General features: G+C 71.4%; 20 protein-coding genes. 10 read left to right on the forward strand and 10 right to left on the reverse strand.

Going from position 1 to position 21,962, the window contains the following annotated elements:
* Nucleotides 1-105 precede the first annotated feature (105 nt).
* The gene (locus AC3A57_RS01030; RefSeq protein ID WP_221670125.1) at nucleotides 106-561 is read right to left on the reverse strand and encodes a (2Fe-2S)-binding protein; all 456 of its coding nucleotides are present in this window, start codon (nucleotides 559-561) and stop codon (nucleotides 106-108) included.
* 336 nt (nucleotides 562-897) lie between these two features.
* Between AC3A57_RS01030 and AC3A57_RS01035 the strand changes: the two genes are divergently transcribed.
* Together AC3A57_RS01035 and AC3A57_RS01040 are read left to right on the forward strand one after the other, a co-directional pair.
* On the forward strand, nucleotides 898-1,914 hold the full coding sequence (locus AC3A57_RS01035) for an XdhC family protein (protein WP_487577168.1): 1,017 nt from the start codon (nucleotides 898-900) through the stop codon (nucleotides 1,912-1,914).
* Nucleotides 1,915-1,917: 3 nt separating this feature from the next.
* The gene (locus AC3A57_RS01040) at nucleotides 1,918-2,652 is read left to right on the forward strand and encodes a nucleotidyltransferase family protein (RefSeq protein WP_487577169.1); all 735 of its coding nucleotides are present in this window, start codon (nucleotides 1,918-1,920) and stop codon (nucleotides 2,650-2,652) included.
* A 339-nt stretch (nucleotides 2,653-2,991) separates the two neighbouring features.
* Here AC3A57_RS01040 and AC3A57_RS01045 read toward each other — a convergent pair whose 3' ends face one another.
* Both AC3A57_RS01045 and AC3A57_RS01050 read right to left on the reverse strand, forming a co-directional pair.
* A complete protein-coding gene (locus tag AC3A57_RS01045) occupies nucleotides 2,992-3,207 on the reverse strand; it encodes a hypothetical protein (RefSeq protein ID WP_221670128.1) in 216 nt (71 codons plus the stop codon).
* Between the two features lie 342 nt (nucleotides 3,208-3,549).
* Entirely contained in the window at nucleotides 3,550-4,458 is a 909-nt protein-coding gene (locus AC3A57_RS01050; protein ID WP_487577170.1) for a LysR family transcriptional regulator, read from the reverse strand.
* Between the two features lie 95 nt (nucleotides 4,459-4,553).
* On the opposite strand from AC3A57_RS01050, the gene AC3A57_RS01055 reads away from it, so the two are divergent.
* Nucleotides 4,554-5,009 carry a carboxymuconolactone decarboxylase family protein gene (locus AC3A57_RS01055; RefSeq protein WP_064746765.1) on the forward strand — a complete coding sequence of 152 codons (456 nt, stop codon included), beginning with the start codon at nucleotides 4,554-4,556 and terminating at the stop codon, nucleotides 5,007-5,009.
* A 13-nt stretch (nucleotides 5,010-5,022) separates the two neighbouring features.
* Here AC3A57_RS01055 and AC3A57_RS01060 read toward each other — a convergent pair whose 3' ends face one another.
* Nucleotides 5,023-5,841: a class I SAM-dependent methyltransferase gene (locus AC3A57_RS01060; protein WP_487577171.1), complete on the reverse strand. Its 819-nt coding sequence runs from the start codon at nucleotides 5,839-5,841 to the stop codon at nucleotides 5,023-5,025.
* A gap of 302 nt (nucleotides 5,842-6,143) precedes the next feature.
* On the opposite strand from AC3A57_RS01060, the gene AC3A57_RS01065 reads away from it, so the two are divergent.
* On the forward strand, nucleotides 6,144-7,061 hold the full coding sequence (locus AC3A57_RS01065; protein ID WP_487577172.1) for a DedA family protein/thiosulfate sulfurtransferase GlpE: 918 nt from the start codon (nucleotides 6,144-6,146) through the stop codon (nucleotides 7,059-7,061).
* Between the two features lie 2 nt (nucleotides 7,062-7,063).
* Here the strand turns inward: AC3A57_RS01065 and gloA2 are convergent, their stop codons facing one another.
* Nucleotides 7,064-7,450: an SMU1112c/YaeR family gloxylase I-like metalloprotein gene (gloA2, locus tag AC3A57_RS01070; RefSeq protein ID WP_487577173.1), complete on the reverse strand. Its 387-nt coding sequence runs from the start codon at nucleotides 7,448-7,450 to the stop codon at nucleotides 7,064-7,066.
* Nucleotides 7,451-7,555: 105 nt separating this feature from the next.
* On the opposite strand from gloA2, the gene AC3A57_RS01075 reads away from it, so the two are divergent.
* Nucleotides 7,556-7,840, forward strand: coding sequence for a DUF4031 domain-containing protein (locus AC3A57_RS01075; RefSeq protein ID WP_221670134.1), 285 nt, complete (start codon nucleotides 7,556-7,558; stop codon nucleotides 7,838-7,840).
* A 75-nt stretch (nucleotides 7,841-7,915) separates the two neighbouring features.
* Here AC3A57_RS01075 and AC3A57_RS01080 read toward each other — a convergent pair whose 3' ends face one another.
* The 4 genes from AC3A57_RS01080 to AC3A57_RS01095 all read right to left on the reverse strand — a co-directional run bounded on the left by AC3A57_RS01080 (nucleotide 7,916) and on the right by AC3A57_RS01095 (nucleotide 14,517).
* Nucleotides 7,916-8,545: a LysE family translocator gene (locus AC3A57_RS01080; protein WP_487577174.1), complete on the reverse strand. Its 630-nt coding sequence runs from the start codon at nucleotides 8,543-8,545 to the stop codon at nucleotides 7,916-7,918.
* Nucleotides 8,546-8,960: 415 nt separating this feature from the next.
* Nucleotides 8,961-12,086, reverse strand: a complete 3,126-nt coding sequence (locus AC3A57_RS01085; RefSeq protein WP_487577175.1) for an autotransporter domain-containing protein — start codon at nucleotides 12,084-12,086, stop codon at nucleotides 8,961-8,963.
* Nucleotides 12,087-12,361: 275 nt separating this feature from the next.
* Nucleotides 12,362-13,021, reverse strand: coding sequence for a response regulator (locus tag AC3A57_RS01090; RefSeq protein ID WP_221670137.1), 660 nt, complete (start codon nucleotides 13,019-13,021; stop codon nucleotides 12,362-12,364).
* The gene (locus AC3A57_RS01095; protein WP_487577176.1) at nucleotides 13,018-14,517 is read right to left on the reverse strand and encodes a sensor histidine kinase; all 1,500 of its coding nucleotides are present in this window, start codon (nucleotides 14,515-14,517) and stop codon (nucleotides 13,018-13,020) included. The genes AC3A57_RS01090 and AC3A57_RS01095 overlap by 4 nt, the downstream gene beginning before the upstream one ends.
* Nucleotides 14,518-14,649: 132 nt before the next feature.
* Here AC3A57_RS01095 and AC3A57_RS01100 point away from each other — a divergent pair, with 132 nt between their 5' ends.
* The 5 genes from AC3A57_RS01100 to AC3A57_RS01120 all read left to right on the forward strand — a co-directional run bounded on the left by AC3A57_RS01100 (nucleotide 14,650) and on the right by AC3A57_RS01120 (nucleotide 21,019).
* On the forward strand, nucleotides 14,650-15,855 hold the full coding sequence (locus AC3A57_RS01100) for a DUF418 domain-containing protein (RefSeq protein WP_487577177.1): 1,206 nt from the start codon (nucleotides 14,650-14,652) through the stop codon (nucleotides 15,853-15,855).
* Nucleotides 15,856-16,068: 213 nt separating this feature from the next.
* Nucleotides 16,069-17,331 carry an HlyD family secretion protein gene (locus AC3A57_RS01105; RefSeq protein WP_487577178.1) on the forward strand — a complete coding sequence of 421 codons (1,263 nt, stop codon included), beginning with the start codon at nucleotides 16,069-16,071 and terminating at the stop codon, nucleotides 17,329-17,331.
* Nucleotides 17,328-19,481 carry a peptidase domain-containing ABC transporter gene (locus tag AC3A57_RS01110; RefSeq protein WP_487577179.1) on the forward strand — a complete coding sequence of 718 codons (2,154 nt, stop codon included), beginning with the start codon at nucleotides 17,328-17,330 and terminating at the stop codon, nucleotides 19,479-19,481. The genes AC3A57_RS01105 and AC3A57_RS01110 overlap by 4 nt, the downstream gene beginning before the upstream one ends.
* 78 nt (nucleotides 19,482-19,559) lie before the next feature.
* Nucleotides 19,560-19,736 carry a U32 family peptidase gene (locus AC3A57_RS01115; RefSeq protein WP_221670142.1) on the forward strand — a complete coding sequence of 59 codons (177 nt, stop codon included), beginning with the start codon at nucleotides 19,560-19,562 and terminating at the stop codon, nucleotides 19,734-19,736.
* A gap of 161 nt (nucleotides 19,737-19,897) precedes the next feature.
* The gene (locus tag AC3A57_RS01120; RefSeq protein WP_487577180.1) at nucleotides 19,898-21,019 is read left to right on the forward strand and encodes an MvdC/MvdD family ATP grasp protein; all 1,122 of its coding nucleotides are present in this window, start codon (nucleotides 19,898-19,900) and stop codon (nucleotides 21,017-21,019) included.
* Nucleotides 21,020-21,329: 310 nt separating this feature from the next.
* Here AC3A57_RS01120 and AC3A57_RS01125 read toward each other — a convergent pair whose 3' ends face one another.
* Complete coding sequence (locus AC3A57_RS01125; protein WP_487577181.1) at nucleotides 21,330-21,941, reverse strand: DUF3224 domain-containing protein; 612 nt, start codon at nucleotides 21,939-21,941, stop codon at nucleotides 21,330-21,332.
* Nucleotides 21,942-21,962: the final 21 nt, after the last annotated feature.

The raw sequence follows: 21,962 nt of genomic DNA on the forward strand, positions 1-21,962 counted from the left end.
GACCTCCTGGACGTGGCGGATCGCTCGGGCGGCTGCGCTGCGCGCAGCGGCGCCGGCGGATCGGCTGCGTAAGACGGAACGGCGGAAAGCGGACTACGGGGCGCGTCAGGCCTTGCCGATTTCGGCCGCGCGCTTCACCGCCGCGCGGATGCGCGGATAGGTGCCGCAGCGGCACAGGTTGCCGGACAGGGCCTGGTCGATATCGGCGTCGCTGGGCGCGGGAATCTTCGCCAGCAGGGCCGCGGCGGACATGATCTGGCCGGACTGGCAGTAGCCGCACTGGACCACGTCGACCTCGGCCCAGGCACGCTGCACCGGATGGCTGCCGTCGGTCGACAGGCCTTCGATGGTGACGATGGTCTTGCCTTCGACGCTGGACGCCGGAGTCACGCAGGCGCGGCGCGGGGCGCCGTCGACATGCACGGTGCAGGCCCCGCACTGGGCGATGCCGCAGCCGAACTTGGTGCCGGTGAGCTGCATCAGGTCGCGCAGTACCCACAGCAGGGGCATGTCCGGCGGCGCATCGATCTCGTGCTCGCGGCCGTTGACGTTGAGCTTCATCGGAATCCCTCGCGGCGGCTGGGGTCGCCCGAGCCTACTCCGCAAATATCGCAGCCGCCATATCGGCGCGCGCATCCTGCGACCAAAGGACGATGCGCCGCAGCAACGCCGATGCGGCGACGCGGTCGCGAACGCTTGCCGGATTCTGCGCGTCGGATCGGCGCCGGGCGACCCGGCGGACCGCCGCGGCGCGGCCCAACGCGCATCCGCGCAGGCTCCGCGCGCGCGCGCGGCGCTTGCCCAAAACTGCCTGCCGCGTCGCAGCATCGCCGCGCCGCGTGCGGCCGGCGCGCAGATCGTTCTAGACTCGGCCAACTCCGTCTGCGCGAGCTCCGCATGGCCGATTCGCCGGACCCGACGATCCCGCAGCGCAGCGCGCCCGGCGGCGCGCGCGCGGTGCTCGAAGCCAGCGCCGTCGCGGCCGCGCGCGGCGACCCCGCGGCGCTGGCGGTGGTGCTGGAAACCCAGGGCTCGACCTACGTCCGTCCGGCGGCGATGGCCTTGTTCGGCGCCCGCGGCGGCCAGGTCGGCTGGCTCAGCGGCGGCTGCATCGAGCCGGAAATCGAACTGCGCGCACAGGAAGTCGCGCACAGCCAGGGCATCGACTGGCTGGAGATCGACACCCGCCACGACGAGGACCTGTTCGCCGGCTCCGCGGTCGGCTGCCGCGGCCGGCTGCGCCTGGCGCTGTTGCCGCTGGCGGCGCTGCGCGACTGGCCGGTGCTGGTCGACGAATGGCGTCGCGGCCATGGCGACCTGCGCCTGGAGATCCGCGGCGACGGCGCGCTGCGCGCGGCGGTCGGCGACGAGCGCTTGCGCTGGCCCCTGCCGGTCACTCCCCCGCCCTGGGCCGGCGGCGCGACGGCGGCCTGGTCGCTGGAGGTCGCCGCGCCGCCGTCGGTGCTGGTGCTCGGCGCCGGCCCGGAAACGCCGGCGCTGCTGCCGCTGCTGCGCACCCTGGGCTGGATCACCAGCCTGGCCGAACGCCGGCCGCGCTGGGCCGGCCTGGCCGCGCTGGCCGACCATGCGATCGAACGCAGCCCGGCGCAGGCCTTGGCCGTGACCCGACCGCACGACGCGGCGGTGGTCATGCACCACCATTTCGAACTCGACCGCGAAGCCTTGGAGCACCTGGGCGACAGCCCCGGCGGCCAGGCGATCGGCTTCGTCGGCCTGCTCGGCCCCGCGGCGCGGCGCGACGATCTGTTCCGGGTGCTGCCGGCCGGCGCGCGCGATTCGCTGCGCCCGCGCCTGCACGCGCCGATCGGTTTGCCGCTGGGCGGCCACGGCCCGGAAGCGATCGCGCTGAGCGTGGCCGCGCAACTGCAGCGCCACCGCCACGGCGGAGACTGAGCGATGGCGCATGTGGCGGTGGTGCTCGCCGCCGGCGGCAGCCGGCGCCTGGGCCGGCCCAAGCAGTTGCTGACCCGCGCCGGCGAACCGCTGCTGCGCCGCAGCGCGCGCCTGGCCCTGGCCAGCGGCGCGGCGCGCACCGTGGTCGTGCTCGGCGCCGAACCCGACGCCATGACCGTGGCCTTGTTCGGCCTGGACCTGGAATGCGTGCTCAATCCCGATTGGGCGGACGGCTTGGCCGGCAGCCTGCGCTGCGCCGCGCGCGCGCTGGGCGCAGATGCGGCCGCGGTGTTGGTGCTCGGTTGCGATCAGCCGGCCTTGGAAGCCGATCACCTGCAGCGGCTGCTGCACGGCGCGACGACCGCGGCCAGCGGATGCGCGGCGACGGTGCATGGCGACGAGTTCGCATTCGACGCGAGGGTCGGTCCGGCCTCAGCCGTGGCGACGGCGGCCGAGGCGCAGATCGCTGCGATCGCGGCGAGAAGGCCGAACACAGCGGGGATTTTTTCGGGCACGGCGATCGCGCCGCCCCTGGGCGTGCCGGCCGTGCTGTCGCCGGCGTTGTGGCGCGAAGCCGCGCAACTGCACGGCGACCGCGGCTTCGGCGCCGCCCTGCGTCGCCTGCCCGCCGATGCGGTGTGGCGGTTGCAGGCGCCGGAGCTGCAGCACGATCTCGACACGCCAGAAGACCTGGCGCTGGCGGTCGCGTGCGGTTGGATCGATGCGCCGGCGGCCTGAACCGGTAACGTCGTCGTTTAGGGTGGGAGCGGCGTGGCTTTCGGTGAAGCGCCGCACGAGGGCAGTTCGCCGCTCCAGGTTCGTTGCGCCGGGTCGTGGGGTCGCGGTCGCGACTTGTGGCCGGAGGAAATCCCGCGGGACGTCGCTCCTACCCCGGGGCTGTGTGTGCGGCCACGCAGCGAGCGCGCGCCGGGCATCCCGGGCTTCGACCGCCGAACCCCGAATCCGCGATCTCGAATCCCGGCCATCGATTCCCGCCCCGCGAATACCGGCAACAGGAGGCCCGCGCCGCCCGGCCAGACTCCCTGTCGGCCGGGCGGCGCAAACCGCACGCCGGCCCTAGGGAACCAACGTGCCAAACACGGGTCGCGACTCGTCGTCGACGACATGCAGCCACAAGCCCTGCGGTGCGTGCGCGGCGTATTTGCGCGCCTGCGGCAACACCGCGCGCAGCGCCGCTTCCGGGCTGCGGTATTCCTGCGCGATCTCGGCTACCGCTACCGCCAGCGCCTGATCGTCGCTGCCATCACGTTGCTTCAGTTCGACGCGAAACATGGCTCATCCTTGTGAAAAGCGACCGGCTCGGTCTGGGGGATTGCCCGCTTGCGGCGGGTCTGGATCCGGGTGCCGTCGTGCAGATCAAAGATGCGTCGTGCGTGAACAAGAAACCGTCGTCGGAGTCCTCCTAAGCGTGTAGGAATTTTCCGAATCATGTGTGCTACGAGTCACAAGTTTCAAAAGAAACAGTGGACTTCCGTGAGTAAACGGATAGGCAACGCGATTCCGGCCGCTCCCATCCGGCCGCGGCGCCTGCAAAGGCCGCCTTGCGTCGCAGCGATTCTCGACAGCGGCTGAGCGCAGGCCCTGCCCGCGAGGGACGCAGAGGACCAAGCCAACTCAATCCGCTCCGTCCCCGCCCCCGTCCAGCCTCGGCCGCAAACCGGCGAAGCCCTCGCGCATGGCGTCGCTGAAGGCGCGGATGCGGGCGTTGCGGCGCAGGTCCGGGTGGCTGAGCAGCCACAGGTCGGATCCCAGCCCCTCGATCGGCGCGCCGACCCGCGCCAGGCGCCGGTCGGCATCGCCGAGGTAGCACGGCAGCACGGCCAGGCCGATCGCGTTCGCCGCCGCTTCGCGCAGGGCCAGCAGGCTGTCGGCGCGCAGCGCCGCGCGCTGGTCGTAGCCCTGCCGGCGCAGCCACTGCGCCATCGCGATATGCGCCAGGCTGCCGTCCGGCACCACCCAGTCGGCGCGGTCCAGGGCCTCGGCGGCGCCGCGCAGGCGCAGGTTGCGCGCCCGATACACGGCGACCGCGATGCGCGCCAGGCGGCGCCCGATCAGCCCCTCCGGCGGCTGCCCGCCGGGACGCAGGGCGACGTCGGCCTCGCGCCGGCCGAGGTCGCGCACGACGTTGTCGGCGTACAACTCGATGACGATGCCGGGATGATCGCGGCGGAACTTCGCCAGCAACGGCAGCAACAGCCCGTGCAACAGCGGCTCGACCGTGGTCACCCGGATCCGCCCGCTCGGTCGCGCATCCGCGCCGGCGAGACGGCGCTCGGTCTCGCCGATCCGGGCCTCGATCTCGGCCGCGACCGCGATGACCTCGTCGCCGGCCGGCGTCGGCGTGTAGCCGTCGCGGGCGCGTTCGAACAGGCGCGCGCCCAGGCGGCGCTCGATCGCGTTGATCCGGCGGAACACCGTGGGGTGGCTCACGCCCAACCGCCTGGCGGCGCCGTTGAGCGAACCGGCGCGGCCGATGGCGAGCAGGAACCGGTAGTCGTCCCAGGCCAGGGGTTGTTCGTTCATGCAAACCCAGCTTGCGTTTCTGGCGGAATGTATTTCATCGACGAACATCCTAGCCTGATCGGGTCGCATCCCCGACGCCTCCCCGAGGAACCCCGATGTCCGCCCGCCTGGATTACAACGCCGTCGACCCGCAAGGCACCCGCGCGCTCGCCGGCCTGCAGCGCTACGTCGACCACAGCGGCCTGGAACGCGCGCTGATCGACCTGGTCAATGTCCGCGTCTCGCAGATCAACGGCTGCGCCTACTGCATCCGCCTGCACACCGAGGAAGCGGTCGCGCGCGGCGAAAGCCACCGCCGGCTGCATCTGCTGCGGGTCTGGCCGGAAGGCCCGTTCAGCGCCCGCGAGCGCGCCGCGCTGCGCTGGGCCGAGGCGGTCACCGACGTCAACCGCGCGCCTGCCTCGGACCAGGCCTATGCCGAAGCGCGCGCGCAATTCGCCGACCAGGATCTGGTCGCGCTGACGTACGCGGCGATCGCGATGAACGCCTGGAACCGGCTCGCCATCGCCTTCCGCAAGCCCGATCCGGCCTTGACGGAACCCGCGCCTTGAGGGCAGCGGCGATTCAAAACCGGTAACGCACCACCCGGCCGAGGCGGCGCAGCCAGACCCAGCGGTCGTACAGCGCGAACGGCCAACGCTGCGCCGGCGGCAGCGCGGCGATCTCCGGCAACTCCGACACCCGCGGCTCGTCGACGAACTGCAGCCGCGGATGCCAGCGGCCCAGGTCGGTCTGCTCCCAGTCGCCGATCCGCGCCCGGGTGGCGCGGATCATCGGCGCCTTGCGCAACAGGCGCAGCGCCAGCGGGCTGTAGACGTCGCACAGCAATTGGCCGCCGTGCGGGAACGCCTCGACCAGCCGGCGCACCAGTTCGCGCGCGCGGTCTTCGTCGAGGTAGGGAAACAGGCCTTCGGCGATCACCAGCACCGGCCGGTCGCGGTCCAGGCGCGCGATCCAGTCCGGCTCCATGACGTTGATCGGCAGCGTGCGGTAACGGCCGGCGCGCTGCGGCAGCAGTTCCTGCCGCAAGCGGATCACTTCGGGAAAATCCAGGTCGATCCAGTCGACCTCCACGCCCGGTTCGACCCGGAACACGCGCGAGTCCAGTCCGCAGGCCAGATGCAGGACCAGGGTGTCGGCGCGCGACTGCAGCGCGGCGCGGGTCCAGCCGTCGATGACCCGCGCGCGCAGAGCGATGCCGCGGATGTCGACCGGGCGCAGGCGGAAACGGGCGAAGTCGTAGTCGACGCGCCGGATCAGGTCGTCGGCCAGGCCGTCGCGCAGGATCGACGGCGTGGCGCGGTTGTCCATCGCCTTGGCGTACAAGGTGATGAGCAAAGTTTCCTGGCTGCCTTCCAGGCGCATCGGCGGCTCCGCGGACACCGCCCGCGGATCGGGCGGCCCCCGGCATTGTGCGGCCGGCGATGTTACGCGGCAGCGTAGGCGCCGGACATCGCGCAGCCGATTTGCGCGAGCGGGTTCACGAACGCGAAGTTTCCGGCGCGCTCGCCGGAGGTCGCGACGGCATCGGCGCCTCATGCGCGAGGGTGGCGGCCGCGCGCCTTGGCGCGCGCCGCCGGCGCCGTAGGCGCCCGAACGCTGCCGCAACACTGCGTCGCCGCGAAGCGATTGCGCCGCCGCCGGCGCCGGCCGAGACTGGCGTCCGCCCCGCCCGGAATCGCCCGATGGACACCCTGCTGCACCTGATCCAGACCTACGGCCTGCTCGTGGTCTTCGTCAGCGTGCTGCTCGACCAGGGCGGGCTGCCGGTACCGGCCTATCCGCCGATCATCGTCGCCTCGGCGATCGCGGTCGACCAGCACCAGCCCTTGTGGCCGATCGTGCTGATCGCCGCGCTCGCCGCCCTGCTCGCCGACAGCCTCTGGTACCTGGGCGGGCGCCGCCTCGGCGCAGCCCTGCTGCGGCTGATGTGCAAGGTCTCGCTGTCGCCGGACTCGTGCATCCTGATGACCCGAGGCGTGTACGCACGCTGGGGCGCGCCGTCGCTGATCGTGGCCAAGTTCGTGCCCGGCTTCGCCGCGGTCGCCACCACCTTGGCCGGGGAAACCGGCACCGGCGCTCGCCGCTTCGCCTTCTACGACGGCCTCGGCGCGCTGTTGTGGGCCGGCGTCGCGGTGGCGATCGGCGCGGTGTTCCATCGCGCCGTCAATCAGGTGCTGGCCAGCCTGGAGACGGCCGGCCGCTACGGGTTGCTGGCGGTCCTGGCCGCGATCGCCGCCTTCGTCGGCTACAAGCTGCTCAAGCGTCAGCTGTTCCTGCGCGAGTTGCGGATGGCGCGGATCTCGGCCGGCGAACTGTATCGCTTGCTGGAAGACGGCGCCGGCCCGCTGATCCTCGACGTGCGCTCGCACCAGCAGCGCGACGCCGCCGGCTGGATTCCCGGTGCGGTGTTCGTCGCCTCGCTCGACGACGTCGGCGTGGCGCCGCGCGACGAGGTCGTGGTGTATTGCGATTGTCCCAACGAGGCCTCGGCGGCGACCCTGGCGCGCGCGCTGCGGCGGCGCGGCTTCAAGCGGGTGCGGCCGCTGGCCGGCGGCTTCGAGGCTTGGCGCGCGCAGGGCCACGCGGTCGCGCGCGGCTAGGATCAGCGCTCGTAGAACTCGATCGGCAGGCCGTCCGGGTCGGCGCAGAACGTGAAACGTCGACCGGTGTACTCGTCGACCCGCACCGGCTCGACCGCGACCGCATGCGCCTGCAGTTCGGCTACGCAGGCGTCGAGATCGGCGACCGCGAAGGCCAGGTGGCGCAGGCCGCAGGCCTCCGGATAAGACGGCCGCGGCGGCGGATCCGGGAACGAGAACAGTTCGATCTGAGCGCCGTCGGGCAGGGCCAGGTCGAGCTTGTAGGAGCGCCTGGCCTCGCGGTAGACCTCGGCCAGCGGACGCAGGCCCAGCACTTGGGTGTAGAAGCGCTTGGAGCGCGGGTAGTCCGAACAGATCAGGGCGACGTGGTGGATGGCCGACAGTTGCATGGCGACTCCGGCGAACGGCGGGGGTCGCTCGCGATCGGCCGATTGTCGGATACTGGGCGCATCCTGTCGCCGCCGCGCGACGTCCGCAATGCAGGGAGCCCCACCGTGGCCGTGTACGTCGACGATGCCGTCTGGCCCTGGCGCGGCGAGCGCTGGGCGCATTTGATGGCCGACACCCTCGACGAGCTGCACGCCTTCGCCCAGCGCCTGGGCAAGCCGCGGGTGTCGTTCCAGAACAAGGCCAGCGGCTGCCATTACGACGTCAACGCGCCGATGCGCGAGCGCGCGCTGGCGCTAGGCGCGATCGCGATCTCGCGCCACCGCGACCGCGCCCAGGTGCGGGCGATCATCCAGCGCGCGCGCGACCAGGCCGCCGGCCGCGCGCCCTGAAGCGCGCCGGCTCGGGTCGGGATAGCAGGATCGCCGGCGTTCGGGCGCCGGCCCGCCAGCGCGCAGCCCGGCGGTTCAACGGCGCGCGTCGGCCGCCATGCGCAGAGCCAGGCCCGACAACACCCCACCCATGACCCAGCGCTGCGCCGCGATCCAGCGCGGCCGCCCGGCCAGGAACGCGGCGATCGCGCCGGCGCCGGCGACGATCAGCGCGTTGACGCTGACGCTGACCGCGATCTGCATGCAGCCCAATACCAGCGACTGCAGCATCACGTTGCGCTGCGGGTCGATGAACTGCGGCAACAGGGCCAGGTAGAACATCGCCACCTTGGGGTTGAGCAGGCTGGTCAGCAGGCCCATGACGAACAATCGGCGGGTGCTGTCCGGCGGCAGGTCGCGGACCTGGAACGGCGAGCGCCCGCCCGGCCGCACCGCCTGCCAGGCCATCCACAGCAGGTAGGCGGCGCCACCGATGCGCAATGCGTCGTAGGCATACGGCACGGCGAACAGCAAAGCGGTGATGCCGAACGCGGCGGCGAACAGATAGAACAGGAAGCCGACCGCCACCCCGGCCAACGATACCAACCCGGCCTGGCGGCCCTGGCAGATCGAACGCGAAACCAGGTAGACCATGTTCGGCCCCGGCGTCAGCACCATCACCAAGGCCAGGCCGACGAAAGCCAGCAACGACGACAGCTCGAACATGGGCATCTCCGGGTGAGATCTGGGTCGCCGGCCTGCGACGCAACGCCCGTCGTGCCGGGTGTTCATCATCGCCGATGCGGGCGCGCGGGGCGAGTGCGCCGGCGTGCCGTGGACGGTTTCGGTGCGGGAAAGAGCAAATCCCCCCTACCCCCCTTTTTCAAAGGGGGGAACAGCAAAAGGCGGTCGACATAGGACGGCTGCAAATCGGTCCGGTCGCCTCCCCCTTTGAAAAAGGGGGGGGCAAGGGGGATTTGCCTTGGCTTTGGCTTTGGCTTTGGCTTCGCTCCTCCCAACCCGCGACCTAGCCCAAAAACAAAACGCACCGGCCCGAAGGCCGGTGCGTTCTGCCGGGATCGTCTGATCGGCGGAAAAGGGACGAAGGCATCGAGTCGACCCGATCCCCTCGTCCCCCGCCTCAGAACCGCAGCGAGTAGCGCGCGTTGATGCCGTGGTCGCGCGCCTCGTCGGCGAACTGGCCGGCGTAGTGCAGCTCGAGCAGGCTGTTGGCGCTCAGGCGCGCGGCGACGCCGGTCTCGACCAGGGTCGCGTCGTCGGCCAGCGGCGCGCCGTGGATGCGGAACGCTTCGCCGCCGCGCCAGGCCACGTCGACCTCCGGACGCAGGTCGCCGCTGGCGTGGCGACGGCCGATGCCGCCGCGCAGGCTCAGCCAGCTGTCGTCCTGCTGCGAACCCTTGAGGTTGACGTTGAAACGCACGCCGAGCGTCGACAGGTTGACCCGGCTCTCGCCGCTGCGGCCGTTCAACGCCGCCGCGCCGCCGTCTTCCTGGAAGCGGTCGCTGTCGACCCGCACCTGGGCGAACTGGGCGTAGGGCTCGAACTCCCACGCGCCGCGCGCCAGGCGGTAGCCGCCCTCGACGAAGGCCTGCTGGCTGTCGGCATCGTACGAAGCGCGGGTGCGGTCGACGAAGCCGTTGAAGCCGATCCGGCGGTCCAGGTCGATGTCGTGGCGGGCGAAGCTCAGGCCGGCGCTGAGGCCGAACGCACCCCAGTTCTGGCCCGCGTACAGGCCCAGGTGACGGGTGTCGACGCGGCCCTTGTCATTGCGGTTGGAGTCGCTGTCGGTGCGGCCGCTGCCGGCGAGCACGCCGACACGCCAGCCGCCGTCGAAGCGGTAGTCGTAACCGACCAGGGTCGCCGAGCCGTTGTACTCGTTGCGCGCGGCGTTGCCGTCGCCATCGAGGGTGCCGCCGGACTTCAGCAGTTCGATCCAGGCGCCCTGAGCCCCGCCCTCGGCGTTGTCGGCAGCGAACGCGCCGCGACCGGCACGGGCGCGGTTCAACGCCGCATCGCGCACATGGCGACCGTCGTCGACCAGGATCGAACGCAGGCTGGCGTGGCTCTCGCCGCTGAGCGAGTCCAGCGCGGCCAACGCCTGCTCCGGGAACAGCTGGGTCAGCGGCTGCGGAATGCCCTGCCCGACCGCCAGGCGATCGGCGGCGGCCGCGGCCGCGCGCTGGTTCTCGGTCTGCGCCGCGGTCGCCAGCGAAGCACCGCGGGTCACATCGACCGACACCGCATTGGCGGCGTAGCTGAGGCCGAACTTCAGGAACGGCGAGAACGCGGTCTGGTCGATCGAGGCGAACTGGCCGGCGACGCCGCCGGCGGCGTTGAGGATGTTGAAGTTCTGGCCGAGCAGGTACTGGCCCGGCGCATGCAACACGATCAGCTTGCCGTCGAGGCTGGCGCGGCCGGTCACGTCGAGGCGGTCGGACTGGCCGCCGGCCGAGAGTTCGGCGACGTAGCTGCCGCCGGCGCCCTGCGCGTAATCGCCCTGCACGGTCAGGGTGCCGATCGAATTGCCCGGCGACAGCGCGCCGTCGAGGCGCACGTTGCCGACGATGCGGCCGCTGCCGCCGAGGCTGCCCTTGGCCAGCACCGGCAGCTCGGCCGTGGTCAGGGTGCCGTTGACCACCAGGGTGCCGCTTTCGACCTGCGCCGCATAGGCGTTGTTGCCGGTCAGTTCGAGCACGCCCTGCTTGACGTTGAGGCCGCCGAAGCTGTTGTCGCCGCTCAGGCGCAGCCAGCCGGCGCCGGACTTGGTCAGCTTGCCGCTGCCGCCGATGTCGTTGCGCCAGTCGTCCCAGGCCTTGCCGTCCCAGACCTTGGCGCCGCCACCCGGGCGATCCATGACCACTTCGGTGTCGACGCGCAGCTGGCCCGGACCGTCGATGGCCTTCTTCAGGTCCACCATGCCCCAACCGTAGATCTGGTCCACGCCCGGCGCGCCGAGATCGCGCGCGGTGGTCAGCAGCACGTCGCGTACCTGCGGACTGCTCAGGTAGGGGAAACGCTCGAACAACAGGCCGAGCGCGCCGGTGACGTGCGGGGCCGCCATCGAGGTGCCGGTCTTGAGGCCGTAGCCGTACTCGGGCTGCTCGTTGTCGATGCGGAAACGCAGGTAATCGTCGGTCAGTTCCACGGCGCCGTCGATGCGGCCGCCGACGACGGTGCTGCCGATGTCGGTGCCCGGCGCCGAGACGCACCAGTTCATGCTCAAGCCGCAGATGCTGGAGCCGTCGTTGATGACGTAGTCGGCCTCGCCCGCAGCCGCATCGGGCTGACGCACGTTGGCGACGCTGACCCAATACGGTTCGACCTCGGGCCGCCAACGCGGCAGCGTGGCCGGGATGCTCGCCAGGCCGCCGCTCTGGTTGCCGGCGGCCCACACCTGGATCAGGTCGGACTGCGGTTTGCCGTCGGCGCCGGGCGCATAGATGCTCGCGTACACCGCGTAGCCGGCGCCGGTGCCGGCGTAATGCGCCTCCAGGTCGGCCTCGGTCGCGTTGCGCCGGGTCGGGCCCCAGCTGTGGTTGAGCACCCGCGTGCCCAGCGCCTGCGCCTGGTGGTACATGTCCAGGGTCGCCGGATCTTCCGGATCGGTGCGGTAGAGCGGACGCGGACGGTAATAGCCGTCGGGATCCAGGCGCCACTCGCTATAGGTATCGCCGAACACGCGCGCGGCGGTGAGATCGGAAGCGAACGCCACGCCGTGGGAGCCCTGGCCGTCGCGGTTGGCGCCGATGGTGCCGGCCACGTGGGTGCCGTGGTCGTCGTAGAGGAAGCCCAGGCCGAAGCGCTGGGCGATGAGCTGGCGAATGCGCTCGGGAACGTTCGCGGCCACGCCGGTGTACTCGTAGCCCGGCTTGTCGCCGCGGGTCGCTCCGCACGCGCCGTCGCCGGCGACGATGGACGGATCGGCGCAATGGGCGAGGTTGCTGATGTTGATGCTGTTGGTGTTGCGGCCGCCGAATTCCTGGTGCGCCAGCGCGGTGCCGGAATCGAACAGGCCCAGGCGCACGCCCTTGCCGGTCAGGCCGCGCGCGTAGGCGTAATGGGCGTTCATCGCCGCCAGGCCCCAGTCGGCCTCGAACTCGGCGCTGCGCCAGCTGTCGGGGTTGCCGATCTGGCCCGTGTTCTGCGCGCCGGCCGGCGCGGCCGCGCTCAGCAGACCGCCGAGAATAGCGAGAGAAAGCAGCGAACGCGCATGCGCGCCGCGATTGGTGCGGGTCTTGCCTTGCATCTTGCGGTGATCTCCTATCGTGTCGAATGGCGCCGCTCGGCGGCGCCCGCTGTCGTACAGGCGCATGAGCGCGCCTCGTCCAAGTGCATGGGCCGGTGCATGGGCGCACCGTTCGCATGAGGCCGCTAGGGCGGCCGGTCTCTCCACAAACGCATCCATGCGGACAACACCCTACCGTCGAAAGACGGATACGTGGACATGACTTTCGCCACGCGCGCACGATCGCGACCCGCATCCGCAGGTCGCGTTCGCATTCGTGGTCGAACGCGAAGCGCTCAGTCGCCGTCGTATTCGGCGTGCATCAATCCGCGTCGCCAGGCGAACGCCACCGCCTCGGTGCGGTCGGCCAGGTGCAGCTTGGCCAGGACGTTGCCCAGATGGGACTTCACCGTCTTCTCGCCGATGTTCAACGCCGCGGCGATGCGCGCGTTGCTGCCGCCTTCGGCCAGTTTGCGCAGCACGTCCAGCTCGCGCTCGGTCAGGCAGGCGAAGGGATCCTCGCGCGGCTCGCGCTTGCGCCGCACCGCCTTGAGGATGCGCTGGGCGACGAAGGGATGGATCACCGCCTCGCCGGCGGCGATCCGGCGCAGGGTCGCCAGCAGCTCGTCGCCGAGCATGCTCTTGAACAGCAGCGACTGCGCGCCGGCCTCGATCGCGGCGAAGGCCAGGTCGTCCTGGTCGGTGGAGGTCAGCACCGCGATCGCGCTGCGCGGGCTCAGCACCTTGATCGCCCGGATCGCCTCGACCCCGTCGACGTCGGGCATCATCAGGTCGATCACGATCAGGTCCGGCGCCAGTTCGCGCGCCAGCTCGATCGCCTCGGCGCCGCCGCCGGCCTCGCCGACCACCTCGAAGTCGTCGGTCAGCATCAGCAGGCTGCGGATGCCCTTGCGCACCACGTCGTGATCGTCGGCCAGCAACACGGTCGTACTCATGCCGGAACTCCTTGCGATTCCAGGTTGAAGGACACGGTCACCACCGTGCCGCTGGAAGAACTGGCCAGACGGAAGCGTCCGCCCGGCAGGCCGCGCGCGCGCAGGCGCATGTTGGCCAGGCCCATGCCGCGGTCGCGCTCGTCGGCGACGAAGCCGCAGCCGTCGTCCTGCACGGTCCAGCCGTAGCGCGAGCCGGCGCGGTTGAGCACGATCTCGATCCGGCGCGCGCCGCTGTGGCGCAGGCTGTTGGACACCGCCTCGGTGGCGATCATCAGCAACTGGCCGGCGTGCTGCGGCCATCCGGCCAGGCCGCGCTCGGCTTCGTCGTCGAGCAACAGCCGCCATTCGATCTCGCTGCCGGCGAGCAGGTGCTCGCAGGTGTCCTCCAGGGCCTTGCGCAGGCCTTGCTCGGTCACGGTCGGCGCGGAGAAGCGCTGGATCACGTCGGCGAGGTCGCGCTGCAACTGGCCGGTCAGGCCCAGCGCGGCCTTGATCAGGGTGTCCTGGCGCGGGTCGCGCTGGCCGTCGCGGCCGGCCAGGTGGTCGAGCACGCTCAACTGCAGGCCGAGAGCGAAGCTGCGCTGCTTGGCGGTGTCGTGCAGGTCGCGCGCCAGGCGATTGCGCTCTTCCGAGACCGCCAGCGCCTGACGCACCTGGATCAGCTCGCCGAGCCCGTCGGCCATGCGATCGAAGCGCTGCGACAGGCGGCCGAATTCGTCGCGGCCCGGGTCGTGGATGCGGGCGTCGAGCTGGCCCGCGGCCCAGGCGTCGGCGGCGCGCTCGGCATGGCGGAAGCGGCGGGTCAGCAGGGTCGCCACCGCGACCGCCGACATCGCGCTGATCACCGCCAGGTACAGGGCGATGCCCTCGAAGTCGCCGGAGTCCATGCGGATGAAACTGGCCAGCGAGCCGCCGACGTGCTGGCCGACGGTCAGGGTCGCGGCGCCGTCCATCCCCACCGGCACCGCCACCGCGGTGATCCAGTCGCCCTGGCGCTCGTGCCGGCGCGGGGTGGATTCGCGCGTCGCCACCGCGTCGCGCTCGGCCTCGCCCAGGGCGCGGGCCAGCGGCGGATCGATCTGCGCCGGATAGGCGCAGCGGCGGCCGTTGCGGTCGCGGTAGCGGATCGCGATGCGGCCGTCGTGGGTGCTGCCGGCGAAGCTGTACAGCGCCATCCACTCCGGCGTGTCCATGCCGACGATGCGCACCAACAGCGCCTGCAGCACCGCCTCGCATTGCTCGTCGGACATCGCGCCGGTGGCCGGCACCGAGCCCAGGCGCTGCAGCTCGCGCCGCATCGCGCCTTCCAGGGCCGGCGGCGCCATGTCGCGGCGCAGTTCGGCGCGGGCCACGTACAGGCCGAAGCCGGACAGCAGCGCGGTGCTGATCCACGACGCGACCAGCATCCACAGCAGGCATTTCCAGAACAGCCCGCTCCACCAGCCGCGCGCCGGCGTGCGGACGGCCGGCGGCGGGGGTGCGGCGGTTTCGCTCATGGCGCCAGTATTCCAGGTTCCGCGCAGGACGAATCCGCCAAACGTCCCGGGTCGGCACCGGCACCGGCCCGATGCGGGCGAACCGCCGCGACGCGCACGATCGCCGCCGTTCTCCGCCATAGCGATGCCGCCATGACCCGACCCGCTCGCACCGACGCGCAGCGCATCGAGCAGCTCGATGCGCTGCGCGGTTTCGCCCTGTTCGGCATCCTGATCGTCAACATCGGCGCGTTCGCCTCGCCCTACTACGGCCTGGGGCTGGCCGACCCGGCCTACGACGGCGCGGTCGACCGCGCCGTGCGCTGGCTGGTGGCGGCCGGATTCGAACTCAAGTTCTACCTGCTGTTCTCGTTCCTGTTCGGCTACAGCTTCACCCTGCAGATGGATTCGGCGCAGCGCGCCGGCCAGGCCTTCGTGCCGCGCATGCTGCGCCGACTGGCCGGCCTGTGGCTGATCGGCCTGGCGCATGCCCTGCTGTTGTTCCACGGCGACATCCTCAGCACCTATGCGGTGCTGGGGCTGATCTTGCTGGCGCTGCGGCGGGCGGCGCCGGCGCGGGCCTTGCGCATCGGCGCGGCCTTGCTGCTGCTGACCGCAGCCGGCTGGGCCGCGCTGGCGGCGCTGGCGGCCTGGGACGGGACGGCCGCCGATCCGGCCGCGGCCGCGCTGGCCGCGCAGGCCAACCTGGCCGGCTTCACCGGCGATGCGGCGGCGGTGATCGCCCAGCGCAGCCGCGAACTGGCCTCGACCGGAGTCTTGCTGGCCTTGCTGCAGGCGCCGTGCGCGCTGGCGATGTTCCTGTGCGGGCTGGTCGCCGGGCGCCGCCGGCTGCTCGCCGATCCGGAATCCCATCGTCCCTTGCTCCACCGGCTGCGCTGGCTGGGCCTGTGCTGCGGACTGCCGGCCGCCGCGGCGTACGCCTGCGTCGCCGTATGGCGGCCCGGCGGCGCGTTGGAACTGTTGGCTCTGGCCGGATGCGTACTGACCGCGCCATGGCTGAGCGGGGGCTACCTGGCCTGGGCGATGGCGGCGTTCGCCACTCGCGCCGGTGCGCGCGTCGCCGCCTGGCTGGCGCCGGCCGGACGCATGGCCCTGTCCAACTACCTGCTGCAGTCGCTGGTCTGCGCCTGGGCGTTCAGCGGCTATGGCCTGGGCCTGATGGGGCGCGTCTCGCCGTTGCAGGCCTCGATCTTCGCCCTGGCGCTGTTCGGCGCGCAGTCGGGCCTGAGCCGCTGGTGGCTGCGGCGCCGCGCTTACGGCCCGCTGGAGTGGCTGCTGCGCGCGATCACCCTCGGCGCCTGGCCGCGCTGGCGCGTCGCAACCGATGCGACGCGCTGAACCGGGACACTGAAGCAGCGAGACACTCGAGCTAGATCCGGCGCGGCTGTAAAACCGTGACCGGCATCGTGCCGCGGCTCTGGCGAGAGCGCGCCGCGATGTCCCACACTCAGCGCCCGGCCCTTCGCGGCAGGAGACACGCAAGCGCTCGTGATCGTCCACTCATCCGCATTCGCCCGCGCCGCCGCGTCGCCGGTTCCGGACTGAGCCGGCGTGCACGACGACCTGTTCCGACGCGAAGCGCTGGATGCGCGCCGGCAACGCTGGCTGGGCCGGATCCGGCTGCCGTTGTCGCGCCTGGGCACGGCGACGGCGGTGCTGGCGATGGCGCTGCTGTTGTCGTTGATCGCGCTGTTCGGTTTCGGCCGCTACACCCGCACCGAGCGGGTCGAGGGCGTGCTGGTGCCGCGCGGCGGCCTGCTCGCGGTGACCTCGCCCGCCGCCGGCGTCCTGCTGCGCGCGACGGTGGCCGAAGGCCAGCCGGTGCGGCGCGGCCAGGCGCTGCTGGAGATCTCCACCGAACTCGACAGCCCGGCCCTGCGCGCCGGCATCGGCGCGGCGGTCGGCGCCGGTCTGGCCGAGCAACGCACGCGCCTGCTCGCCGACCGCGATGCGCTGGAGCGCGGCCGCGGCAGCGAGCAAGCCAATCTCGATCGGCGCCTGATCGCCGCGCAGCGGCGCATCGACCTGGCCCAGGACCAGCTCGCGCTGCGCCGGGAACAGGCCGAGCAGGCGCGTCGCCTGGCCGCGCAGGTCGAGCCGCTGCGCGGCGACAAGCTGCTCAGCGAGGTGCAATGGCAGCAGTACCGCGACACCCTGGCCGAAGCGCAGGCGCGGGTGCAGGCGGCGCAACGCGAACGCTTGGACGCCTTGCGCGAACAGGCCGACGCTCAGGCCGAACGGCAGCGCCTGCCGCTGCGGCTGAGCGAGCGCCGCAACCGGATCGAACGCGAACTGGCCGCCGTCGCCCAGGACGATGCGCGCAACGAAGGCCGGCGCCGCCTGGCGGTACTGGCGCCGCGCGACGGCCGCGTCTCCGGCCTGGCCCTGGTCGAAGGCCAGGCGGTGGCGCCCGGGCAACGCTTGCTGCATCTGCTGCCGCCGCAGGCGCCGCTGCTGGCCGAACTGTGGGTGCCGGACCGGGCGATCGGCCTGATCGCGCCCGGCACCGCGGTGCGCCTGCGCTATCGCGCGTTTCCGTATCAGCGTTATGGCGTGCACGACGGCCGGGTGGTCGAAATCGCGCGCGGCGCGCTGTCGCCGGACGAAATCCGCACCCGCAGCGGTCTGCGGGTCGAGGCGCCGGCCTGGCGCGTGCTGGTCGCACTGGACCGGCAGCGGATCGGCACGCACGCGCTGCAGGCGCAGATGCGGGTCGACGCCGACCTGGTGCTGGAGCGGCGGCGGCTGTACGAGTTCGTGTTCGCGCCGCTGGCCGTGGCGACGCCGGCCGACGCGGCGGGAGCGCGCCGATGAGCCGGCGCGCGCTGCCGGTGATCCAGCAGAACGAGCTGGCCGAATGCGGCCTGGCCTGCCTGGCGATGATCGCCGCGCACCACGGCCACGACCTCGACCTGGCCAGCCTGCGCCGGCGTTTTCCGGTGTCGCCGCGCGGCGCCACCCTGGCCCGGTTGATCAGGACCGCCGGCGCGCTCGGCCTGGACAGCCGGCCTTTGCGCGCCGAGATCGAGCACCTGGCCGGCTTGCGCCTGCCCTGCATCCTGCACTGGGATCTCAACCACTTCGTCGTGCTCAAGCGCATCGCCGGCGAGCGGGTCGAACTGCACGATCCGGCGATCGGCGCGGCGACCATGTCGCTGGCCGAGTTCGGCCGCCATTACACCGGCATCGCCCTGGAGCTGAGCCCGCGCGCGGACTTCGCGCCGATGCGCGAACGTCGCCGGCTGAGCCTGTCGGCCCTGGCCGGGCGCATCGACGGCCTGCGCCGCGCCGGCGCCCAGGTGCTGGCCCTGGCGTTGTGCCTGGAGGCGTTCACCCTGCTGCTGCCGCTGGCGATGCAATGGGTGCTGGACCGGGTGCTGGTCGCCGCCGACGTCGACCTGCTGCACCTGCTCGGCGCCGGCTTCCTGGCCGTGGTCGTGTTCCAGTCGGCGCTGACCGCGATGCGCGGCTGGCTGATCGCCGACCTCGGCTCCGCCCTCAACTCGCAATGGCTCAGCAACCTGTTCGGGCATCTGCTGCGCCTGCCGCTGGATTTCTTCGAGAAGCGCCATGTCGGCGGGGTGATGTCGCGCTTCGTCTCGGTGCAGGCGATCCAGCAGACCCTCACCGGCAGCTTCGTCGAAAGCCTGCTCGACGGCCTCACCGCCGCGCTGGTGCTGGGCCTGCTGCTGTTCTACAGCCCGTCGCTGACCGCGCTGGTGCTGGTGGCGTTCGCGCTCTACGCCGGACTGCGCTGGCTGGCGTTCCGGCGCCTGCGCCGGCTCAAGGAAGAGCAGCTGATCCAGGTCGCGCAGCAGCAGAGCCTGTTGATCGAGTCGATCCAGGGCATCCAGACCATCAAGCTCGGCAACCAGCAGGAAGAACGCCGCGCGCGGATCGCCAACGCCGCGGTCGAGGTCGCCCGCCGCGAGGCGGCGATCGGCCGCACCACCGCCGCGTTCGGCGCGCTGTCCAAGCTGGTGTTCGGCGCCCTGCGCGTGCTGCTGATCTGGCTGTGCGCCTGGCTGACCCTGCAAGGCCGTTTCAGCGCCGGCATGATGGTGGTGTTCGTCGCCTACGCGGATCTGTTCGCGGCCCGCACCGGCAGCCTGATCGACAAGCTGGTCGACTTGCGCCTGCTCGGCCTGCACGGCCAGCGCATCGCCGACATCGCCCTGGAGCCGCCGGAACCGCACGTGCACACCGACTATGCCGGGCCGGCGCCGGCGCCGCGGATCGAGGTGCGCGGGGTCAGCTTCCGCTACGCCGACGACGAGCCCTGGATCCTGCGCGACTGCAGCTTCGCGATCGAGGACGGCGAGTCGGTCGCCATCGTCGGCCCGTCCGGCTGCGGCAAGACCACCCTGGCCAAGCTGATCCTGGGCCTGCTGCGGCCCAGCGAAGGCGCGATCCTGATCGGCGGCGTCGACATCCATCGTTACGGCCTGGGGCCCTACCGCGACCGCTTCGGCGCGGTGATGCAGGAGGACGTGCTGTTCGCCGGCTCGATCGGCGAGAACATCGCCGGCTTCGACAGCGCCGCCGATCCGCAGCGGGTCGAGGCCGCCGCGCGCGCCGCGCGCATCCACGACGACATCGCGGCGATGGCGATGGGCTACGAGTCGCTGGTCGGCGACCTGGGCTCGTCGCTGTCCGGCGGGCAGAAACAGCGCGTGCTGCTGGCGCGCGCGCTGTACCGGCAGCCTTCGATCCTGTTGCTGGACGAAGCCACCAGCCACCTCGACGTCGGCCGCGAACACGAGATCAACCGCGAAGTCGCCGCGCTGCGCATCACCCGCATCGTCATCGCCCATCGTCCCGACACCATTCGCAGCACCGACCGCGTGGTATCGCTGCGCGACGGCGTGTGCGAACACTTTGAAACATCTCGTTACACATTGCCGAACCTGTCGCGTATTCAGGGTGAAACTGCGATCACGATTAGCAAACCGCGTGTTTCATAGTTGCTAGGATCGATGCCCACGCCGATGCCGGGACGGCGTTTCATCTTCCTGGCAATCTACGATTCAGGAGAACGCTGCATGAGCAAGCAAGACGTGAATCGCAACAACGAAGCCGTACGTCCGCTCGCCCGCGTCGCCGCGCGCGAACTGTCGCTGGAAGAGATCGCCGCGATCTCCGGCGGCAAGGGCGACACCACCCACGCCACCGGCCCGAACGGCGACGACCCGGGCGATCCGGACGACGGCGCGGTCTGATCGCGCACCGTCTCAGCCGATGAAACGAGCATGACCCACGCTGCGGCGGACTCGCGTGCGAGCGACGCGCGCGGAAACCTCAGCGACCCGTCATGACGCCGCACGCCCCGCTGGCCGGGGCGTGCGTTTTTCCGCGAACCGATTTTTCCGCCGCCACGCCGATGACCGCTTTCCGCACTCCGCTGATCCTTTCTTCGCTGGCCCACGACATCCACGCTTCGGCCGCGCGCTGGGCGCTGCGCGCCAGCGGCCTGGATGCGGTCTGGGCCGGCTCCCTGGCCGAATCCGAGCTGGGTCCGATGTCGCTGCATTGCGACCCCGACCTGGGCCTGCGCAGCAGCGGCGCGCTCGACCACGGGCGCATCGGCGCGATCTGGTACCGCCGGCCGCGCAACCCCGAACACTTCCCGCGCGCCCATCGCAGCGACGAACCCTTCCTGCGCGGCGAGTGGGGCCGCTTCCTCAAGAATCTCTACGCCCTGACCGACACCGGCGCCGACCGGCTGTGGATCAATCGTCCCGCGGCCGCGGCGATGGCCGAGAACAAGCTGGTGCAGTTGCGCGCCGCGCACCGCTGCGGCCTGCGCTTTCCGGCCACGCTGGTCTCGCACGACCCCGACGAGATCCGCCGCTTCGTCGCCCGCCACGGCCGGGTCGTGTACAAGCCGTTCATGACCCATACCTGGCAGGACGCGGAAACCGGGCGCATGTTCAGCACCTATGCGCGCATAGTCGAGCCGGCCATGCTCGACGACGACCAGAGCCTGCTGCACTGTCCGGGCATCTACCAGGTCTACGTCGACAAACGCTGCGACCTGCGCGTGACCGCGATCGGCGACCGCTACTTCGCCGCACGCCTGCATTCGGCCCAGGACGACGGCGTGGTCGACTGGCGCGCGCGCCAGGCGGTCGGCGGCTTGCGCGCCGAAGCCGGCGAGCTGTCCGCCGCCGACCGGACCAAGCTGGCCGCGCTGATGCGCGAACTGGGCCTGGTGTTCGGCTGCATCGACCTGGCGATCGACGGCGACGGCGAAGCGCATTTCCTCGAGGTCAACCAGGCCGGACAGTTCCTGTTCGTCGAAGACCTGCTGCCCTCGCTGCCGCTGCTGCGGGCGATGAGCGCGATGCTGGCCGAAGGCCGTCCGGACTATTCGCTGGCGACGATCGCGCCGGTGTCCTACGCCGACTACTGCGCCAGCGACGAACACCGCGCCTGGTGGGCGCAGGCCAGCGAAACCCTGCACGACCGCAATCCCGCGGCGGCCGGCATCAGCCTGGAATAGCCGCACGCTTCCGGCTCATGGGGTAGGAGCGACGCAAGTCGCGACCACCGAACGCGCATAAAGCCCAGTCCGCCGCCGCTCACCGAAGCCGCGTCCCTTCCCTCTGTAGGAGCGGCGTAAGCCGCGACAGGGAAGACGCAGGAAACTCGTTAGCGGCGTCGTGACTCGAAGCGCACCGGCTGGCAGTGGCGGGCGCGGATCAAGAGCAAATCCCCCCTGCCCCCTTTTTCAAAGGGGGGGAGTCGTGGATGTTTCGAAGGGGAGCATGCGCCGGGCGAGCGCCGCGGCGGGTTTCCTGTTGCGCCGTCGCTCAAGCGCCGTCCGCCAATGCGTACTCGAATCGATAGAAGTGCGCCCCGCCTTCGCGCACCTCGATGCTCATGCGCCCGCTGAGCCCAAGCAGTTCCTCGGTCCCCGAGTCCGGCACCACGTCGATGCTGAGATCGGCGGTGCCCCGGTCCATCACCCCGCGATGCAACAGCAGAAAGCTGCCGCGGCGCCCGTCGAGCACGCCCTGCACTTTCTCGAACGCGACATAGCCGGCCGAGCCCTGCACGGCCGTCCCGCCCGCCAGCATCTCGCCGCGGCTGGCGGCGTCGAGATCGCCGCGGAAGCGTTTGTCGATCGCCATCCGCCCGAACAGGCCGGCGGCCTCCTCGTGCAAGGGTTGCGGGCTGAGCTTGACCTCGAACGGGCCTTCGGCAATACGGTTCATCGGCGATCCCATGGTGGCGGACACCGGCGCGTTCATCGTGGCGATGCGCGCCGTCGGCACACGATGCCATGCCGCGCATCCGGCCGCGAGCGGCGTATGCCGGACACGCTTCGCTGTCGCGCGAACCGGCAGCGCAAGCTCCCCCCAATTCCCCCAAAAAAGGCGACTACCGATTCCGGTCCAGCGCACCGGAATCGGTAGCGCCACCCTGTCTGCTGCGGGTGCAAT

It is taken from the genome of Lysobacter sp. Soil_C_15, assembly GCF_057657315.1.

Excerpts from the sequence above, each read along its gene's own strand:
- AC3A57_RS01030 (WP_221670125.1), bottom strand. The coding sequence starts at position 561 with ATGAAGCTCAACGTCAACGGCCGCGAGCACGAGATCGATGCGCCGCCG.
- AC3A57_RS01035 (WP_487577168.1), top strand. The coding sequence starts at position 898 with ATGGCCGATTCGCCGGACCCGACGATCCCGCAGCGCAGCGCGCCCGGC.
- AC3A57_RS01040 (WP_487577169.1), top strand. The coding sequence starts at position 1,918 with ATGGCGCATGTGGCGGTGGTGCTCGCCGCCGGCGGCAGCCGGCGCCTG.
- AC3A57_RS01045 (WP_221670128.1), bottom strand. The coding sequence starts at position 3,207 with ATGTTTCGCGTCGAACTGAAGCAACGTGATGGCAGCGACGATCAGGCG.
- AC3A57_RS01050 (WP_487577170.1), bottom strand. The coding sequence starts at position 4,458 with ATGAACGAACAACCCCTGGCCTGGGACGACTACCGGTTCCTGCTCGCC.
- AC3A57_RS01055 (WP_064746765.1), top strand. The coding sequence starts at position 4,554 with ATGTCCGCCCGCCTGGATTACAACGCCGTCGACCCGCAAGGCACCCGC.
- AC3A57_RS01065 (WP_487577172.1), top strand. The coding sequence starts at position 6,144 with ATGGACACCCTGCTGCACCTGATCCAGACCTACGGCCTGCTCGTGGTC.
- gloA2 (WP_487577173.1), bottom strand. The coding sequence starts at position 7,450 with ATGCAACTGTCGGCCATCCACCACGTCGCCCTGATCTGTTCGGACTAC.
- AC3A57_RS01080 (WP_487577174.1), bottom strand. The coding sequence starts at position 8,545 with ATGTTCGAGCTGTCGTCGTTGCTGGCTTTCGTCGGCCTGGCCTTGGTG.
- AC3A57_RS01085 (WP_487577175.1), bottom strand. The coding sequence starts at position 12,086 with ATGCAAGGCAAGACCCGCACCAATCGCGGCGCGCATGCGCGTTCGCTG.
- AC3A57_RS01090 (WP_221670137.1), bottom strand. The coding sequence starts at position 13,021 with ATGAGTACGACCGTGTTGCTGGCCGACGATCACGACGTGGTGCGCAAG.
- AC3A57_RS01095 (WP_487577176.1), bottom strand. The coding sequence starts at position 14,517 with ATGAGCGAAACCGCCGCACCCCCGCCGCCGGCCGTCCGCACGCCGGCG.
- AC3A57_RS01100 (WP_487577177.1), top strand. The coding sequence starts at position 14,650 with ATGACCCGACCCGCTCGCACCGACGCGCAGCGCATCGAGCAGCTCGAT.
- AC3A57_RS01110 (WP_487577179.1), top strand. The coding sequence starts at position 17,328 with ATGAGCCGGCGCGCGCTGCCGGTGATCCAGCAGAACGAGCTGGCCGAA.
- AC3A57_RS01115 (WP_221670142.1), top strand. The coding sequence starts at position 19,560 with ATGAGCAAGCAAGACGTGAATCGCAACAACGAAGCCGTACGTCCGCTC.
- AC3A57_RS01120 (WP_487577180.1), top strand. The coding sequence starts at position 19,898 with ATGACCGCTTTCCGCACTCCGCTGATCCTTTCTTCGCTGGCCCACGAC.